General features: G+C 67.7%; 15 protein-coding genes. 3 read left to right on the top strand and 12 right to left on the bottom strand.

Annotated elements, in window-relative coordinates:
- Nucleotides 1–90 precede the first annotated feature (90 nt).
- From LFT45_RS19405 to LFT45_RS19395, 3 genes are all read left to right on the top strand, one after another.
- Entirely contained in the window at nt 91–729 is a 639-nt protein-coding gene (locus tag LFT45_RS19405) for a GOLPH3/VPS74 family protein (RefSeq protein ID WP_236805207.1), read from the top strand.
- Nucleotides 730–852: 123 nt separating this feature from the next.
- Complete coding sequence (locus tag LFT45_RS19400; protein ID WP_236805206.1) at nt 853–3,363, top strand: sensor domain-containing protein; 2,511 nt, start codon at nt 853–855, stop codon at nt 3,361–3,363.
- 108 nt (nt 3,364–3,471) lie between these two features.
- Entirely contained in the window at nt 3,472–4,032 is a 561-nt protein-coding gene (locus tag LFT45_RS19395; protein ID WP_236805205.1) for a DM13 domain-containing protein, read from the top strand.
- A 258-nt stretch (nt 4,033–4,290) separates the two neighbouring features.
- Here the strand turns inward: LFT45_RS19395 and LFT45_RS19390 are convergent, their stop codons facing one another.
- The 12 genes from LFT45_RS19390 to LFT45_RS19335 form a co-directional block, all read right to left on the bottom strand.
- On the bottom strand, nt 4,291–5,241 hold the full coding sequence (locus LFT45_RS19390) for a sugar kinase (protein WP_236805204.1): 951 nt from the start codon (nt 5,239–5,241) through the stop codon (nt 4,291–4,293).
- Complete coding sequence (locus LFT45_RS19385) at nt 5,238–5,924, bottom strand: bifunctional 4-hydroxy-2-oxoglutarate aldolase/2-dehydro-3-deoxy-phosphogluconate aldolase (RefSeq protein WP_236805203.1); 687 nt, start codon at nt 5,922–5,924, stop codon at nt 5,238–5,240. The genes LFT45_RS19390 and LFT45_RS19385 overlap by 4 nt, the downstream gene beginning before the upstream one ends.
- Before the next feature lie 98 nt (nt 5,925–6,022).
- Nucleotides 6,023–7,414, bottom strand: a complete 1,392-nt coding sequence (locus LFT45_RS19380; protein WP_236805202.1) for an MFS transporter — start codon at nt 7,412–7,414, stop codon at nt 6,023–6,025.
- Between the two features lie 99 nt (nt 7,415–7,513).
- Complete coding sequence (locus LFT45_RS19375; RefSeq protein WP_236805201.1) at nt 7,514–8,566, bottom strand: NAD(P)-dependent alcohol dehydrogenase; 1,053 nt, start codon at nt 8,564–8,566, stop codon at nt 7,514–7,516.
- Entirely contained in the window at nt 8,563–10,086 is a 1,524-nt protein-coding gene (locus tag LFT45_RS19370) for a mannitol dehydrogenase family protein (protein WP_236805200.1), read from the bottom strand. Before LFT45_RS19370 ends, LFT45_RS19375 begins: the two co-directional genes overlap by 4 nt.
- Nucleotides 10,087–10,088: 2 nt before the next feature.
- A complete protein-coding gene (gene manD / locus LFT45_RS19365; RefSeq protein ID WP_236805199.1) occupies nt 10,089–11,306 on the bottom strand; it encodes a D-mannonate dehydratase ManD in 1,218 nt (405 codons plus the stop codon).
- Nucleotides 11,303–12,283 (bottom strand): 2-hydroxyacid dehydrogenase, encoded by a 981-nt coding sequence (locus LFT45_RS19360; RefSeq protein ID WP_236805198.1) that lies wholly within the window; start codon nt 12,281–12,283, stop codon nt 11,303–11,305. The genes manD and LFT45_RS19360 overlap by 4 nt, the downstream gene beginning before the upstream one ends.
- A 2-nt stretch (nt 12,284–12,285) precedes the next feature.
- Nucleotides 12,286–13,275, bottom strand: a complete 990-nt coding sequence (locus LFT45_RS19355) for a LacI family DNA-binding transcriptional regulator (RefSeq protein ID WP_111905488.1) — start codon at nt 13,273–13,275, stop codon at nt 12,286–12,288.
- A 265-nt stretch (nt 13,276–13,540) separates the two neighbouring features.
- The gene (locus tag LFT45_RS19350; protein ID WP_236805197.1) at nt 13,541–15,193 is read right to left on the bottom strand and encodes an FAD-dependent oxidoreductase; all 1,653 of its coding nucleotides are present in this window, start codon (nt 15,191–15,193) and stop codon (nt 13,541–13,543) included.
- Nucleotides 15,190–16,275 carry an alcohol dehydrogenase catalytic domain-containing protein gene (locus tag LFT45_RS19345; RefSeq protein WP_236805196.1) on the bottom strand — a complete coding sequence of 362 codons (1,086 nt, stop codon included), beginning with the start codon at nt 16,273–16,275 and terminating at the stop codon, nt 15,190–15,192. The genes LFT45_RS19350 and LFT45_RS19345 overlap by 4 nt, the downstream gene beginning before the upstream one ends.
- Before the next feature lie 8 nt (nt 16,276–16,283).
- The gene (locus tag LFT45_RS19340; protein WP_236805195.1) at nt 16,284–16,604 is read right to left on the bottom strand and encodes a YciI family protein; all 321 of its coding nucleotides are present in this window, start codon (nt 16,602–16,604) and stop codon (nt 16,284–16,286) included.
- A gap of 143 nt (nt 16,605–16,747) precedes the next feature.
- Nucleotides 16,748–17,644: a LysR family transcriptional regulator gene (locus LFT45_RS19335; RefSeq protein ID WP_236805194.1), complete on the bottom strand. Its 897-nt coding sequence runs from the start codon at nt 17,642–17,644 to the stop codon at nt 16,748–16,750.
- Between the last annotated feature and the right edge of the window lie 12 nt (nt 17,645–17,656).

Below are 17,656 nucleotides of genomic sequence, written 5' to 3'. Positions count from 1 at the left end.
CGTTTGCGAAAAGGGTTTCCGGTTTCCGCCCTGAAAATCAGGACCCAGCCGCCCATTGCAGCGGTGGTGTGACCGCGCCACCATGAAGGTATGACCTCGGAAAATCCGGGCGCCGGGGAGCTGAACCTCCCGCAGGCGTTCCTTCTTCTGGCGACAAATGACAAGGACGGCGAGCCGGAAGTGCCGCAGAGCGTGCTCAAAGCAGGCCTGGCCGGCGCAATCCTGGCCGAGCTGGATCTGCTGGGCGCGATACAGCTGCAGGGAAAACACGTAAGGGCTACCGGCGCTCCGCCGCAATCTGACTTCCGGCACCAGTGGGAGCTGATCCACGACAAGTCACGGCCGCACAGTCCGCGGCGGTGGATCGCCATGCTGGAAAGCCGCGCCGAACTGCACCGTGTCTATGAGGGAATGGCGGCTCTCGGCGTCGTGAGCCATGTGGGCGAAAAGCATCTTGGCGTCTTCAGGACCACCCGCTACCCGGAGAAGGACCACGCTCCCGAGGCGGCACTTCTGGCGAGGATTGAAAGCATACTCAACGGATCGGCGTCGGACGCCAGAACCGTTGCACTGATTGGAGTGCTGCACGCGGCAGGGCTCATGGACAAGCTTTTCCCCGGCGCCGGTCCCGCTCGGCTCAGGGAATTGACCGGTGACCACTGGCCTTCCCGTGCGGTGCGGGATGAGCTTCGCATGATCCGGCTCGCGGAGGCGGAGGCCGCCACGTAGCCGATACCCTTGCGGGAAAGACAGCCTACTGATTTACTTCCAGCACGGTTCCTAAGCAAACGGACCCGCCTCTTAGCGTGTCTTAGCGCGCTGCCATTGGGGGAGCACCTGTCGGAGGGGTTTATGGCCGGGGAACATCGTGACGACCTAGTGATGCAATCGCTGCTGCTGGACGAGATCGGCCAGTCGGTGATCGGCATGGACGGTGACTGGCGCATTACGTACTGGAACCGTGCGTCGGAGCGGTTGTACGGTTTGGGCCCGGACCAGGCGCTGGGGCTGAAGATCACGGACCTGCGCATCATCGGCGGTGCCGAGGGACGGGCAGGCGGTGCCACCGACAGGGAAATCGCGCACCGGGTGGCCCGCGGCGGGGACTGGGCCGGTGAACTGTGGGTCCGCCACAGCACGGGCCGGGAGTTTCCGGTCCACGCGACCGTCAGCCGAATCAGGGGCAGGCATACCGTACCCGTTGCGGTCGTGGCGATTTCGAAGGACATCACGGACCGCAAGCACACGGAGGCCATCCTTCGCAGGCTCTCCGCCATGGTCGAATCCTCCGGCGATGCCATCATCGGCGCCGACCTCACCGGCAAGATCACCAGTTGGAATGCGGGGGCGGCGAGGATGCTCGGCTGGAGCTCCTGGGAGGCCGTGGGGCAAACTCATGGGCTGGTGACCGCCGACGCCGGCGCCTACTTCGGCACGGAAGTCACCTCCCGTTCGGGGAACGGGGCGTTTGTCACCGGTGTGGAAGCCCGCTGGCGCTGCAAGGACGGGTCCGTGATCGACGTGGAACTGACAGTGTCCCCCGTCTACGACCAGGACGGCATCCGGGTGGGAGCGTCCGCCATTGCCAGGGACATCACCGAGATCCAGCGCCTGAAAGCCGCGGCCGAAGCCGAACGCGAGCGGTTGCTGGCTGCCCAGGAGATGGCCCACGTTGGAAGCGTCGAGCACACGGTGGCCACCGGCGAGACGTGGCATTCGGAGGAGTTCGACCGGATCTTGGGAATGCCGGCAGATTGCCCGAAGGACAGGGAAACCATCCTGGCTCGGACGCACCCCGAGGACCGCGACCGGGTCCGCGAGGTGTGGGCACGCCTGGACCACGGACTTGGCTTCGCCGACTTCGAGTACCGCATCATTCGGCCCACCGGCGAACAGCGGTGGCTGCACTCACGCATCAAGAGCATGAAGAGCGCCGACGGAAAGCCGATCCGCTTCCTCGACACCGTCCTGGACATTACAGACCGGAAGAACGCGGAACAGATCCTGGAGTGGCAGGCGCGCCATGACGCCCTGACCGGCCTGCCGAACAGGTACATGGTCACCGAGGTCCTGCAGGGGTTCCTCGACCGAACCGCCCGCCCCGTGGTGATGTTCGTCGACGTCGACCGGTTCAAGCTGATCAATGACGGCATCGGCCACGGTGCCGGCGATACGATCTTGGTGCAGCTGGGGGAGAGGCTGAAGGCCGCCGTCCGGGGCGGCGATACGGTGGGCCGGTTTGGCGGGGACGAATTCGTGGTGATTTGCGACAACCTGCAGATGGCCGGGGCCCAGGCCGTGGCTGAAAGGATCCGGGATGCAACCCGGCAGCCGTTCGACGTGGATGGCCGGCAGATTTACCTTAATGTCAGCGTGGGCATCGCCTTGGCGGACGAAGAGGACACCGCAGAATCGATGCTGCAGGGGGCCGATGCGGCCATGTACCGGGCCAAATCCGCCGGCGGGGATTCGTCAGCGATCTACGACGTCCGCATGACCGGACGGGCCACCGGGCGTTTGGACCTCGAGTCCGACCTGCGGCTCGCGCTGGAACGCAATGAGCTCTCACTGAACTACCAGCCGATCATTGACGTTTCCACCGAGGAGGCTGTTGGGTTTGAGGCATTGCTGCGCTGGCACCACCACGAGCACGGCCCCATCATGCCGGATGCCTTCATCCCCATTGCCGAGGAGACAGGCCTGATCCTGCCAATCGGCGCCTGGGTGCTCCGCGAGGCGCTGCGCCAGGTGCAGCAGTGGCGGACGCAGGTTCCGGGGGCGGAAAACTTCACGGCGGCAGTGAACATCTCCGGCCGCCAGCTCGTGGCCTGCGACTTTCCCGATATCGTGGAAGCGGCCATCCGCGACACCGGCATCGACCCGGCCGCCGTCCACCTGGAGATCACCGAGACCGTCCTCATGGACCAGCCGGACCTGCCCAAGGAAACCCTGCAGCGGCTGTCCCGCCTTGGCGTGGGCCTGTCCATCGATGACTTCGGCACGGGCTACTCCTCACTGAGCTACCTCAAGTGGCTCTCGGCCCGCACCCTTAAGATCGACCGCACCTTCGTCGAGGAGCTGGGCACCGATCCGCACGGGGCCACGATCATCGAACTGGTGCTCGGCATGGCGGAGAGCCTGCGGCTGGATGTGGTGGCCGAAGGCGTGGAGACCGCCGTTCAGCTGGCCGAACTCCGCCGGCTGGGCGTGCGCCTCGCTCAGGGCTACCTGTGGAGCAAGCCGTTGCCGGCCGAGCGGATCCCGGCCTGGCTGCAGTCCCATCCGGCCACGCGTCCTGCGGCGACTTCCGCTCCGATGCCGTCGGGGATGTCTGCGGGGGAACCGATGCCCCGCGTCGGCTAGCCTCACTTTCGGTTCCGAGTTTTTGTCCAGATATTGGCCTCTAAACGCCCTTGAAGTCGCGACAAGTGAACAAAAACTCGCGTCCGGCGCCGGGTGTAGATTTGCAGCATGGAGGCCCGCACTCGCCAGCGCCGCTGGTTGATCGCCGCCGCTGCTGGTGCCGTAGTGCTGGCAGTGGGACTGGCGTTTTTCAAGCCGTGGCTTCTGTTTGTCGACGTGCTGGTGGATGAGCAGCTGCCCACCGTTGTGACTTCACCGGCTGCCCCTTCCGCCACCGGGGAGCCGTCCTCCGGAACTCCAACCGCGGAACCTGCGGGGCCGGTGCAACTTGCCGAAGGCACGTTCATCAGCCACGAACACGCCACCACAGGAACAGTCCGGATAATTCAGCAGCCCGGCGGGAAGCGCGTGTTGACTTTGGAGAACCTCGATACGTCCAACGGCCCGGATGTGCACGTCTGGCTCAGCGCTGCCGATGTGGTCGAGGGAACAGCCGGATGGTTCACGGCCGGTTCTGCCGAATACTTCGACTTGGGCATGATCAAGGGAAACCAAGGCAATCAGGTCTACGCGCTCCCCGACGAGCTTGACCTGGCCAGGTTCAAGTCGGTGGATCTGTGGTGCGTCCAGTTCAGTGTTTCCTTCGGAGCAGCCCAGCTCACGCAGTGAACCAGCACTGCCGCGCGTTTGGAGTTTTTGTCCAGATCATGGCCGCTAGACACCCCTGAAGTCGCGATACGTGTACAAACACTCCTCACATGGGTCGCGGCGGGTGCCGAACTGCCAACAGACGCAAAAGGACGACGGCGGGTGGTCCCGCCGTGGTCCTTAGTTTGGTTGGAGTTTTTGTCCAAATAATGGGCGCTAAGCGCCCCTGAAGTCGTGACAAATGGACAAAAAACCTCCAAGGGAAAGGGGAGGGACCCGCTAGCGGGACACCGGCTCCTTTGATTCCAAAAGCGAGAGTTCGTGGCGGCGGGGGAAGCCTTCCCAGTCGCCGGTGACCAGGCAGGCAAAGGCTCCGGTTGCCGCGGCGGTGCGGAGGCGTTCCTCGGGGCTGCGGCCTTCCATGAGTTCGGCCAGGTAACCGGCTACGAAGGCGTCGCCGGCGCCGACCGTGTCCACCACTGAAACGGGAACAGCCGCCTGCCGGAACACCTCGCCGTCAATCAGCGCGAGGGCTCCGTCGGCACCGAGCTTGATCACGGCCTGGCTGGGCCCCAAAGCGGCAACTCTTTGCGCCAGCTGCTCCGGGTCACCGGGGCCGACGGCGATTGCTGCCTCGTCTTCGCCCGCGAACACGATGTCGGCCAGTGGAATGATGTCGCGGTACACGCTGCCGGCACCTTCGGCTGACCAGAGGTTGCCGCGGAAGTTCAGGTCGAAGGACACGGGGACGACGGCATCCCTGGCCACTCCGATGGCATGCCGGAGCGTGCCCTCCGCCTGTGCGGAGAGTGCAGGGGTGATGCCGCTGACGTGCAGCAGCCCGGCGCCGGCAATAAGCTCCTGGGAAATGTCCTCGGGCGCAATCCGGGAGCCGGCGCTTCCGGCACGGTAGTAGCTGACGCGCTGCGCCTCGGGTGTCCGGCGTTCCTTGATCATGAGGCCGGTGGGGGCGGAAGGGTCGACGGTGATGCGGACGTCCACGCCCTCGGCGCGGATTTCGCGCTCGACGAGCTGGCCGAGGGAGTCCGCTCCGATCCGGCCGCACCAGACGGCCTGCACGCCGAGGCGGCTGAGGCCAATGGCGACGTTGGACTCGGAACCGCCGATGCCCAGGCTCATGGTGGAGGCGTGCGCGAGCGGGCCTACCTGGTCGGCGCGCATCAGCGCCATGGTCTCGCCGAACGTGAGCACGTACGGTGCGGTGCTCACTTGCCGGCCTCCAGCTGCTCGGCGGTCTCGTCGATCAGCTCGCGGACCCGCCGTGCCCTTGCCGTGAGGTCCTGCAGGTCGCCGCCCTTAAAGGCGTCGCCCAACAGCGGGCCGCCCAGACTGACTGCAAGGGCGCCGGCACTGATCCAGGCAGGCACGTCCTCGATGTTGACGCCGCCGGAGGGCATCACCTCGATGTCCGGGAACGGGCCGCGCAGCTGTGAAACGTAGCCGGCGCCGACCGTGGACGCGGGGAAGATCTTGACGGCAGTGGCGCCCAGTTTCCAGCCGGTGTGCAGTTCGGTGGGCGTCAGGCCGCCCGGAAAAACCGGGACGCCGCGGCGAACGCATGCGTCGATGACGCCGGGATCCGTGACAGGGGTAACGATGTAGGCAGCCCCCAGGTCGAGGGCCGTCTCCGCTTCCGCTGCTGCGGTGACCGTCCCGACGCCGATCTCCAGGGAGTGCCCGAACCGCTCCCGGAGGAGGGGAAGCTCCTCCCAGACGCCGGGCGTGCTGAGCGTGAGCTCGATGCTGAGCACGCCGCCGCGCTGCAGGGCCTCGATGACCGGCGCGTAGTCCGAGGCGTGCCTGGCCCGGAGGACCGCTACAGCCCGGGTGTCGCGGAGGGTTGCGGAGGGCGCCGGCCGGGCCACCGTGCCGGGGTTTTCGAGGCGGAGCATGGGATTCCTTTGGGGTTGGCGGGGCCTGCGATGGAAGTGCTGTAAAGCGGAACTGACAGTGCACGACGGCGGCGCGTGCCGCCGTCGTGCACCGGGCGTTACTTGACGGTCTGGGCGGCGGCTAGTTCAGCCGCCACCGTAGGGGTGGCGACCACGCCTCCGTCGCGGCGGGCGTCCTCGGGGTCGGTCAGGTCGCGGTTGACGGTCTCCGGGGAGAGTCTCGTGGCGATGAAGCTGATGAGCATGGTCACTGACATGTAGATGGCCACCGGGATCCAGGAGTTGCTGAAGAGGCCCAGCAGTCCGGCGCAGACCATCGGGGCGATGCCGCCGCCGATGATGGAGGAGAATTCGCGGCCGAGGGTGACGCCGGCGTAGCGGTAACGGCTGCCGAAGATCTCCGGGAAGTAGCTCATGTGCACGCCTACTACACCCTGGCAGGCGAGCATGAAGCCCACGATGATCACCAGCACGATGGCCATGGGGGAGCCGGTGGTCAGGAGCATGAAGGCCGGCGCGGGGAAGAGGATCAACGCCCCGGTGATGACGGAGACGACGCGGCGGCGGCCGATCTTGTCGGACAGGATTCCGAAGGACACGGCCGCGACGCCGCCGCAGAGCGCACCGATGAGGAGCACCGGCGGGATGAACTTGGGGTCGGTGCCCACGACGGTGATCAGGTAGGAGGCCATGAAGACCTGGATGGTGTAGGACTGGGTGCTGACGCCGAAGTTCATCAGGATGACGCGCAGGACGTTGGCCTTGCCGAACTTCGCGACTTCCCTGAGAGGCGCGGGAGGCTCGGTGCGGGCCTGCTTGATCTCTTCAAACACGGGGGACTCGTCGAGCTTGCGCCGGATGACGAGGGCAGCGATGGTGACGAAGATGCTGGAGAGGAAGACCAGCCGCCAGCCCCAGGTCAGCATGTCGTTCGGAGCCAGCGACTGCGCGGCGATCCACACCAGCGCGCCGAGGGCGGTACCGGCGGCCGCGCCCACCATGATCAGCGAGGCGAGCTTGCCGCGGGTGCCGGGAGAGGCGGATTCGGTGAGCAGCGTGGCGCCGCCGGATTGTTCGGCGCCGGCGCCGAATCCCTGGGCCGCGCGGCACACGCACAGCAGGATCGGGGCGAACAGGCCGATCTGGTCGAAAGTCGGCAGCAGGCCGATGGCCAGCGTGGCGCCGCCCATCAGGAGCAGCGTGACCACGAGGATCCACTTCCGGCCGAGGCGGTCGCCGAAGTGAGAGAAGAAGATGCCGCCCAGCGGACGGAAGAGGAAGCCGACGGCGAAGGTGGTGAAGCTGGCGATCAGCGCGGCAGCGGGGGAAACGTTGGGGAAGAACAGTTTGCTGAAGACGAGCGCCGAGGCGGTGCCGTAGATGACGAAGTCATACAGTTCGAGGGTGGTGCCGATGAGGCCGGCGACGGCGGCCTTCCGGACTTTGCTTTGATCGACTTCCCCTGGGGGAACGTGCGCTGCTGTGGTCATTGCCAAACTCCTTTGAATGGATGTCCTGCGGTGGCTGAACTGGGGCCACGACCGCCAGGTTCCCTGGCCGAGCGTGCGAGGCTAGGGAGCGGTTGGGGATCAGTAGGTGATGAGTACTTTGAGGTTTGTGGGGTCGGTTACCGGAGCAGTGAGGGCGGCCGCGGCGTCTTCGAGCGGGAACGTGCTGGTGATGATGGATTGCAGGTCCACGACGCCCGAGGAAGCGAGGTCTATTGCGGCCGGGAACGCATTGGCGTAGCGGAACGCGGTGACCAGGTCGATCTCGTAGCGCTGGAGGAACCCCAGCGGGATGCCGTCCACCGTGGGCTTGGCCTGGCCGACGACGGTGGCTCGGGTTGCCGGCGCCAGGGTCTGGATGGCGTCCGCCAGGGCCCTGGTGTTGCCGGAGCATTCGATCAGGCGGTCCATGTCCGTCAGGTCCAGTGCCGTGGTTGCGGTGTTGATGGTGCGGGTGGCGCCGAACTTTGCGGCGACGGCGAGGCGGTCGTCGTTCACGTCCGTCACCATTACTTCGGCAGCGCCCCGGGCGGCGGCTACCTGGGCCACCAGCAGGCCGATGGGCCCGGCACCGGTGATCAGCACGCGGTGGCCTTTCTCGACCTGGGCCCGTTCGACGGCCCAGACGGCGACGGCGAGCGGTTCGATCGCCGCTCCGACTTCCGCCGGGATGGCGTCCGGCAGCCGGTGGACAGCGGCGTCTGGCACCACGACGTGGCGGGCGAACAGCCCGTCCGTGGGCGGGGAGCCGAAGCAGGTTCCGGCCGGGCAGAGGTTGTAGCGCCCGGACAGGCAGGTGGGGCATTCCCGGCAGGGCAGGGCCGGTTCAATGGCGACGGCGGTGCCCGTGGCGACGGTGGCCTGCGGTCCGGCGGCGATGACGACGCCGGCGCCCTCGTGGCCCAGGACGGTGGGCTGGCGCAGCACGTTGGTGCCGTTGCGGCCGTCGGCGAAGTAGTGCATGTCCGAGCCGCAGATCCCGCCGGAGCGCATCTCGACCAGCAGGTCCTGAGGGCCGAGTGCGGGCAGCGGCCTGTGCTCGATGCGCAGGTCGCGGGCGCCGTGCAGCACCGCGGCCTGGGTGCCGGTGGGTAGCCCCGTTGTCTCGGTTGACGGGATGGCTTGCGTGGTCATGGCGTGCTCCGGGTGGCTTGAAGGGAGGCGGCGGGAGCCAGATCGGTGTTCGCTTCGGCGATGCCGGCCAGCGGGCCCGCCGAGTGGATGATGTCGATGAACTCGCCGGTGCGGTGGATAAACTCGTCCCGCTCGGCCAGCTCTTCGCCGAGGAGGTGGTGCTCGCCGAGGACCTTGCTTGCGAGGTCCCTGCCCGAGCGGGACCCTGACGCCAGTCCTGCCAGCAGCCTGCGGGCCGGATCCTCCATCGCGTGCGCCTGGGGCCCGGGATCGAACCCGGGCAGCGGGGCGATGCAGGCGAGATACGCGGCGGTGGTGAGGGCCAGCAGCTGCGGCATCCGGCCGTCGTCGAGCATCTGCAGCGCCGGCAGCGGGATCCGCTGCCGGAGTTTGACGGCTCCGTCGGAGCCCACCTGGCTGGTGCGGTGGCCCAGGGCCGTGTTGCGCCAGCGGGAGAAAAGCTGTTCCTCGTAGGCGTCCACGTCCACGCCGGACGGCACCGAGACGCTGGGCAGGTATTCGTTGCGCAGTACGGAGCGGGCGGCCAGTTCGATGTTCGGGTGCGAGACGGATTCGGGGATGGTGACTGCGCCGGTAAGGGCTCCGAGGTAGGCAATCAGGGAGTGCGTGCCGTTGAGCAGGCGGACTTTCAACTGCTCGTAGCCGGCCACTTCGTCGGAGAACACGGCGCCGCCCGCTTCCCACGTGGGGCGTCCCGCAACGAAGTTGTCCTCGACGATCCACATGGTGAACGGCTCGGCGGGGACCGGAATCCGGTCGGTGTACCCGCGGTGGGATGCAACAAGGCTGCCGTAGTGGTCCGTGGTGGCGGGCACGATCCGGTCCACCATTGAGGACGGGAAGCTGGTGCGGGTGTCGATGAAGGCCAAAGCGTCGGCCGCTTCGGCGGGCGGGAGCAGGGACGCGAATTCGCGGACCAGCCGCTGCGTGTGGTGGCCGTTGTCGGCGAGGTTGTCGCAGCTGAGGATGGTCACCGGTTCGGCGTGGGTCCGGGACCGGTGCTGCAGGCCGCGCACGATTTGTCCGATTGGCGTCTTCGGTGAATCGGGGTGGGCGAGGTCGTGCCGGATGGCCGGGTCCTGCAGGTTCAGGGAGCCGGTGGCGGGGGTGTAGTTGTAGCCGTTCTCGGTGACGGTGAGGGACACAATCCGGGTGCCGGCGTTCCCGATGGCCTTGACCACCCGGTCCGGGTCGGCGGCAGCAGTGAAGGCGTCTGTGTGAACCCGCGGAACGGAGAACTTGGAGCCTTGGGGTGAAATTTCCACCACGGTGTAGAGCATGTCCTGGGCGTGCATGGCATCCGGGATGGCGTTGGAACGGCTGGCGACGCCGATGATGCCCCAGTCGCCGCCGTGTGCGGTGACGGCGGCGTCGGTGTAGACGGCCTGGTGGGCGCGGTGGAAGTTGCCCAGGCCCAGGTGCACGATCCCGGCGGCCGGTGCCGCCGGGCGCCGCAGAATACCGGGGGTGGCTGCGGACAGCGGGGGAGTGGAGGTCATGGTTACCAGTCCTTCATGGAGCCGTCGAGCTCACGGGCGATGGGCAGGTAGGCCTGCTTGTAGGGGAAGCGTGCGGCCGCGTCCTCATCCACGTGCACGCCCAGGCCTGGCTCATCGCCGGGGTGGAGGTAGCCGTCCTCGAAGCGGAAGCTGGACTGGAATACCTCGGACACCAGGGGGTCGTAGCCCATGTATTCCTGGATGGCGAAGTTGCTGGTGGCAAGGCCAAGGTGCAGCGAGGCGGAGAGGTTGATCGGCGAGACGTCGGAGGGGCCATGCGGCGCGCCCTTGATCTGGTAGACCTCGGCCAGGGCGAGGATCTTGCGGACGTGCGAGATGCCTCCGGCATGGACGACCGCGGTGCGGATGAAGTCGATGAGGCGTTCGGTGATGAGGTGCTCGCAGTCCCAGATGGTGTTGAAGACTTCGCCGATGGCCAGCGGGATGGTGGTCTGCTGGCGCAGCGTGCGGAGGAGCCGCTGGTTTTCCGCTGGCGTGACGTCCTCGAGCCAGAACAGGTCCACGTCTTCCAAGGACCTGGCCAGCCGGGCGGCTTCGGTGGGGTTGAGCCGGTGGTGGACGTCGTGCAGGAGCTTGAGGTCCGGGCCGACATGCTCGCGGACCGCTGCCAGGACCTTCGGGGCATGGCGGAGGTAGGCCGAGGTATCCCAGTCCTCTTCGACGGGTCCGGCGCCGCGGCCGGCGGGCTCGTAGCTGGCAGCGCCCTTCGTTACGCCGTAGACCTTGTCCAGCCCGGGGACGCCGGACTGGGCGCGGACGGCGCGGAAGCCCTGTTCCCGGCGGCGCTCCACGGAGTCGAGGAGCTCGGGCACGTCCCAGCCGGTGGCGTGGGTGTAGGTGAGGATTTTGTCCCGGGCGGCGCCGCCCAGCAGCTGGTAGACCGGGACGTCCAGAGCCTTGCCCTTGATGTCCCACAGTGCCAGGTCAATGGCGCCGATGGCGGCCATGGTCACCGGTCCGCGACGCCAGTAGGCGCCACGGTAGAAGTACTGCCAGCTGTCTTCGATGCGGTCGGCGTCCCGGCCGAGCAGGGCGGGGGCGAGGTGGTCACGGAGGTAGCTGGCGACGGACAGTTCGCGGCCGTTGAGGGTGGCGTCGCCCCAGCCGATCAGCCCGTCGTCGGTGGTGATCTTCAGGGTGACGAAGTTGCGGCTGGGGCTGGTGACGAGGACGTCGACGTCGACGATTTTTCGGGTCATCGGGAAATCACTACATTCTTGAGTGGCTGGTTCTCGGACAGGCGGGTGATGTTTTCGGCGATCTCGCGGGCGCGGCCGCGGAAGGTTTCGGCGGTGACACCGGAGGAGTGCGGGGTCATGATGACGTTGTCGAGCCGGCCGAACGGCAGGGCGGAGGGTTCGCCGCGGCCGTCGGTGGCCGGGTACTGGTACCAGACGTCGATGGCGGCGCCGGCGATCCGGCGGTCCTTCAGGGCCTCGTACAGCGCGGTTTCGTCGACGACGGGCCCGCGGGCGACGTTGACGATCTGCCCGTCGGGGCCCAGGTCGTCCAGTTCGGCCGCGCCGATCAGGGAGGTGGTTCCGGCGTCGAGCGGGATGCTGACCACCAGCACATCGGATTCGCTGAGGGCCTCGCCCAGGCGGTCCGTAGCGCCGGTCCAGCGCAGCGAGTTTTCCTCCGCGTCGACGGATCCGCTGCGGGTGATGGCAATGCCTTCCGCGCCGAACGCCTGCAGCAGTTTCCAGGCGGCGCTGCCGATGTGGCCGAAGCCGAGGAAGGTCACCACGGCGCCGCGCAGCGTTTCCGGCTGGCGGATGTCGGGGGAGTAGACCGAGGAGGACCAGACGCCGGTGCGCAGGGCGGCGTCCTGCCCCAGCAGGTTGCGGCGGAGGGCGACGAGCACGGTAGCGATGTGCTCGGCGATGGAGCCTTCGTGGTGGAAGGTGTTGGCGCAGACGGATCCGGCGGGGAGGGCATCAGCGTCGATGCCGTCGTAGCCGGCGCCGGCCACGTGCACCAGCCGGAGGTTCCGTGCTTCGGCGCCCATGGCGGCGGTGAACTTGGGTCCCACATAGACGTCGGCGTCCTTGAGGTCCGTCAGGACGGAGTGTTCGTTCCAGCTGTCGTGCCAGGAGGTGACGGTGCCTTCCGGCAGTGCCGCCTCGAAGGTGGCGCGCTGGGGCATCAAGTTGGAGTCTGCGATGACGATTCTCATGGTTACTTTCCCTGGAGGGTTTGGTCGGCGGTGCGTGCGGCGAACGTGGAGCCGCGCACGATGAGCTGCGAGTTGAGGTGGACCGCCTCGGTGGCGGTGGGCTTGCCGGCGATCTGTTCCAGGAGGAGTTCGAGGGCGAGGGCGCCGCTGCGATTGATGGGGACGCGGACGGAGGTGAGTCCGGGTTCGGCGGCCGCGGCGATGTCGAGGTCGTCGATGCCCACCACGCTGATGTCCTCGGGGCAGTGGTAGCCGAGCGTCCGGGCGCCGGCGAGCATGCCGATGGCGACGAGGTCGTTGTAGGCGATGACGGCGGTGGCGCCGCTGGCGACGACCGAAGCGGCGGCGGCCAGGCCGCCGTCGACCGTGGCGTTCTGGTTGCCCACGGTGACCAGTTCGATGCCCCATTCCCCGCAGAGGCGGGTGATGGCCGCGAGCCGCTGGCCGTTGGCCCAGGAGGAGGCCGGGCCGGGAATGTAGGCAAGCTTGCGGTGGCCGAGGGCGTAAAGGTGCTCGACGGCCTGCCGGATCCCTTCGCCGGCCTCCATCAGCACGCGGGCGGCCTGGTCAGCCTCGCCGTTGATCACGACGAGCGGTGCGTTGCCGGCCAGGTTATGGATCTGTTCCGACGGGAGGCGCGGGGAACAGAGGATGATGCCGTCCACTCCGGTGGCGAATGCCGCGAGGTGGTCGCGCTCGCGGGCGGAGGATTCGCCGGTGTCGGCTAGGACCATGCGGTGCCGGCCGTGCCAGGCCTGGTCCTGGATGGCCTTGATGAGTGCCGCGAACACGGCGTTTGAGATGTCCGGGACGACGACGCCGAACGTGCGGCTGCCGTTCAGCCCGGGGACGTCGTACCCCAGCTGGGCGGCCGCGTCCATGACCTTCTGCCGGGTTTCAGCGGCCAAGCGACCGGGGTCGCCGAACGCCCGTGAAGCGGTGGCGAGCGAGACGCCCGCGAGCTTTGCGACGTCCGTGAGTTTTGCCGCCATCGGTCCTCCAGTTGCTTCGTTGAAACCCTTCCGTCCAAGTATGGAAAAACTTGTACAAACTTGTCAAGGGATTTCCATGAGTTGCATCACAGGCGGGCGGTGCGGCAGGTCGGGACGGCATTAACGCAAGAAGGACGACGGCGGGAGGTTCCGCCGTCGTCCTCTTCGGTTGGATTTTTTGTGCAGATAATGGCCGCTGAAGGCCCTAAAGTCGCGACAACTGGACAAAAACTCCCTCGAGGGGGCGGCCTAGTCGTGGGGCGCGTCAGAGGGTTGCCGCGAGGTGCTCACCTACTGCGAAGGCCCGCGTGATGGCCGAGCCAAGGGTTGCTCCGCCGCCGGGGTAGTTGTTGCGGAAAACCCCGGCGGAGACGTTGCCCGCGGCATAGAGCCCGGGGATCGGCTGCCGGTGGCGGTCCAGGACGCGGCCGCTGAAGTCGGTGTCCAGGCCGCCGGAGGTTCCCAGCACGCCGGCGGAAATCCGGACCGCGTAAAACGGGGCCGTCGCCAAAGGGGCGAGGCACGGGTTGGGCGTGTTGGCGGCGTCGCCCAGGAAGCGGTCCTGCGCCGTCGCGCCGCGATGGAACTCCGTATCCACGCCCTTCCCGGCGTCGGCGTTAAAGCGGCTCACCGTGGCGGCCAGCCCGGAGGGGTCGATTCCCACCTTGCCGGCCAGCTCTTCCAGCGATCCCGCGGCCGTCATCCAGTCGGCCGGAATGCCAGCCGCCGAACCAGCCACCGGGTATTTCGCCAGGTACGACGCATCGAACACGAGCCAGGCCGGATTGTTCTGCTGCCGGCCGGTCAGCGGGTCGACGGAGGCGAACACGCGGCATGCGTCGTGGTAGTTCAGCGCTTCATTGACGAACCGCTTACCGGCCGCATTCACCGTGATCGAGCCCGGGAGGGTCATTTCCACGTTTCCCATCCGGCCGGACCGAACGCCGTCGTACTGGTGGGCGGCCTCGGAAATCACCGGCACTCCCCAGATGGCGGTCATGTCCGCCACCGCGGCGCCCGCCTTCAGCCCCAGCTCCAGGCCGTCGCCCTCGTTGGACGGCGCGCTGATGGGTGTCACCGGAAACGGCAGGAACGCCTGGCGGAGCCGCGGGTTCCATTCGAAACCGCCGGAAGCGAGTACGACGGCGGCCGCTGAAGTAGTCTTGCCGGCTGCGGTGCCGCCGAGGGTCACGGTCCATATGTCCCCGCCGCGGGCCAAGTCTTCCATCGGCGCGGAGACCGCAATCTCCACGCCGCGGTCCAGCGCGCTGGCCAGCAGCGACCCCACCAGGGCGCCGCCCATGGTCCGCATGCCCGTGGCAGCACGCCGGGCCAGCAGCTCCGGATCCGCCGCCCGGCCGTTCAATTGGTCGCGTTCGGTCATGGTCAGCAGCGGAAAATACGACGACGGCCGAATCGCCTCCGAGAGGCCCGGGTACCCGGACGGGTCGAAGGCGCCGTTGTCCAGGCCGCGTCCGCCGTCGGCCGCACCGCGCCATTCCATGTGGTAATCCGGGCGTGCGATCGGTATCAGGGACAGCCGGGTTTCGCCGTCGAGATACGCGACGGCGCGCGGTGCCGTGCTGACGTACCACTCCACTTCCGCTGCGGTCAGCACGTGCCCGGCGGCCTCGGTGAGGTACGCGACCCCGTCCTCATGGCTGTCCCGGTATCCGGCCTGGAGGGCGAGGTGGTTGTTCGGTGCCCACATCACTCCGCCTCCGGCCGCTGTGGTGCCACCCAGCAGCGCCGCCTTCTCGGCCACCAACACCCTCAGGCCGGCGTCGGCCGCCCGGATCGCGGCGACCAGGCCGGCTGCTCCACTGCCCGCGACCACCACGTCGTAGGTGCCCGAGATGTTCCCGGCGGGGGTAAGGAGGGGGCCTGCTGCACCGCTCACGCCGTCGCCCGCGCTCACGGCTGGACCTCCGTAAGCGCGGCAGTTCCGGCCGGGGGAGTGGGCTGCCCGGCCGGCATGTCCACCACGATCTTGCCAACAGGCTCGGTGCGGCTGCGCATGAGTTCGAAGGCTTGCTGCAGGACCTCGAAGCGGAAACGGTGCGTCATCAGCGCTCGGGCCTGGTCCCGGTGCCCGGCCAGCAGCTCCAGTCCTGCCGGGATGAGGTTCAGGCTGTTCCTGCTGCCCAGCAGGTCGATCTCCTTGAAAGGAATGGTGTTCATCGGAACGGACGCGGTCCGCGCCGAAATCCCTACCTGCACGATCCGTCCGGCGCTCGCCACCAGGCGGATGGCGTTCTCCAGCGAGGACGGAACACCCGTGGCCTCGATGACCAGCTCCGGCCCGGACGAATCCGTCAGCGCATCCAGCCGGACTGCCTGGTCGGCGCCGGGGAAGCCTGCCCGGGGATCGACGAGCAGCGTGTCCACAGCGCCAAACGCTGTGGCCAGCTCCAGCCGGTCCGGTTCCGTGTCGGCGCAGACGACCCGCACGCCGAGGTCTGTCAGATGCAGCGTGGCGAGCAGCCCGATCGGACCGCTGCCCAGCACCAGGGCGGTCTCGCCGGGCGACGGCCTGCCCCGGTTCACCGCCTGAATGGCGATGGACGCGGGCTCCGCCATGGCGGCCAGATCCAGTTCCAGGCCCTCCGGCACGGGGCATAGCTTCTCGACCGGCACGCTGATCAGCTCCACGAGCGCGCCGTCCGAATAGCAGCCGATGCAGCCGATGTTCTCGCAGACGTTGAACCGGCCAAGGCGGCACGGCCGGCACTCCCCGCAGTAGACCATCGGGCTCACAGCAACCCGGTCACCGGCGCGGATGCCGGCGTCGTTCTGGCCGATGGACTCGACGACTCCCGCGAATTCATGGCCCTGGATGACGGGCAGCCCGGCCGGATAGTCGTCCTCCCAGATGTGCAGGTCAGTGCCGCACAGGGTGATGTTATGGACGCGGATTAGGGCGTGACCGGGTTCGAGGGCCGGCTCCGGAACGTCCTCGTACTGGATGGTCTCCTTGGAGACTGTGCGCGCAATCAGCATCAGGAGCCCTACCTCCGGGCGGCGTCGGCGCCGGCGTTGGCAGCGGTGGTGGCGTCAAAAAACACGTTCCACTGCCGGATGCGGCGCTGCGCCACGAGGCCGTTGAGGTAGAACGGGTCCTGGTCCATAAGCGCTTCGACGGCGGCTTTCGAGTCCGCCTCGATGATCAGCAGCGCGCCCGGGTCCTCCTCCGGCCCGAACGGACCGCTCTTTACCAGCCGGCCGTCGTCGAACTGCTTCTGCAGGAATTCGACGTGGCGCGGGCGGTGTTCGTCCCGTCCCGCGGTGGAGGCGGCGGAATAGTCGTAGGTGACAGCGAATGTTCCCATGGGGTGTGTCCTCATCGTTGAGCGGGTGGATGTTCCCCTCCATCGTGGCCACCGGGATTGTGCCGCGTCCAACACTTATTTGGTCAATGAGTATGTGCGGAAAACACATAATGCACGACGGCGGGAGGCCGGGTTTGGGTGCCTCAGCTTGCCGGCGTCGGGAGGACTTCCTCGGCGACGGCCAGGGCCAGCGCCAGTGCGGGGGAGATGCCGGCCGGGTTCCACGCAAGGCCCGATTCCAGCAGGGGCGCGCTGCCGGTAACCGGGATGAACACCGTCCCGCCGGGCATGATGCTGGCGACGGAGGCGGGCATCAGGCTCACACCCACGCCGCCGGCCACCAGTGACAGGGCGGTGTAGGGGTCGGTGACCTCTTGGGCCACTTTGGGCCGGAACCCGGCTGCGGCGCAGGCCGCGAAAGTGGCCTCGCGGAGGGTGGATCCCTGGGCGGCGCGCATGGTGACGAACCCGTCGTCGGACAACTCAGCGAGCCCGATTGCCGGCCGCTCGGCCAGCGGGTGGTCCACCGGCACGGTGGCACCCAGCGCTTCGAGGGCGATGGTGCGGGTGGACAGCGTGCCCGCGTCCAGCGGCAGCCCCACGAAGGCGAGGTCCAGCGAACCGTTCCGGAGCTGCTGCAGCGCGTCCTGGGTCAGCAGTCCTCCGGTAAGGGTCAGGTCCAGGGAGGGGTAGCGGTGGCGGAGGGCCCGGGTCAGCGGGGGAAGGGTCCGGTGGTTCAGCGCCCCGGAGAAGCCGATGCTGAGCCGGCCGTAGAACGTGCCGGGTTCGGTGACGGCGGAACGGCGGGCGAGATCAAGTTCGTCGATGATCCGGCGGGCGTGGGGGAGAAAGGCGACGCCCGCCGTCGTCATGGCCACCGAGCGGGTGTTGCGCTCAAACAGGTCCGAGCCAAGCTCCTTCTCGAGCTTCCTGATGGTCTGGCTCAGCGGGGACTGGGCCATACGGAGGCGGTGCGCTGCCCGGCCGAAGTGCAGTTCCTCGGCCAGGGCAAGGAAAGCCTCGATCTGCCGAAGCTCCATGCAGTTCCTCCT

This window comes from Arthrobacter sp. FW305-BF8, assembly GCF_021789315.1.
GTDB lineage: Bacteria > Actinomycetota > Actinomycetes > Actinomycetales > Micrococcaceae > Arthrobacter.
The sequence above is the reverse complement of the archived record's forward strand: the minus strand, read 5'-3'. Positions and strand labels throughout refer to the sequence as shown.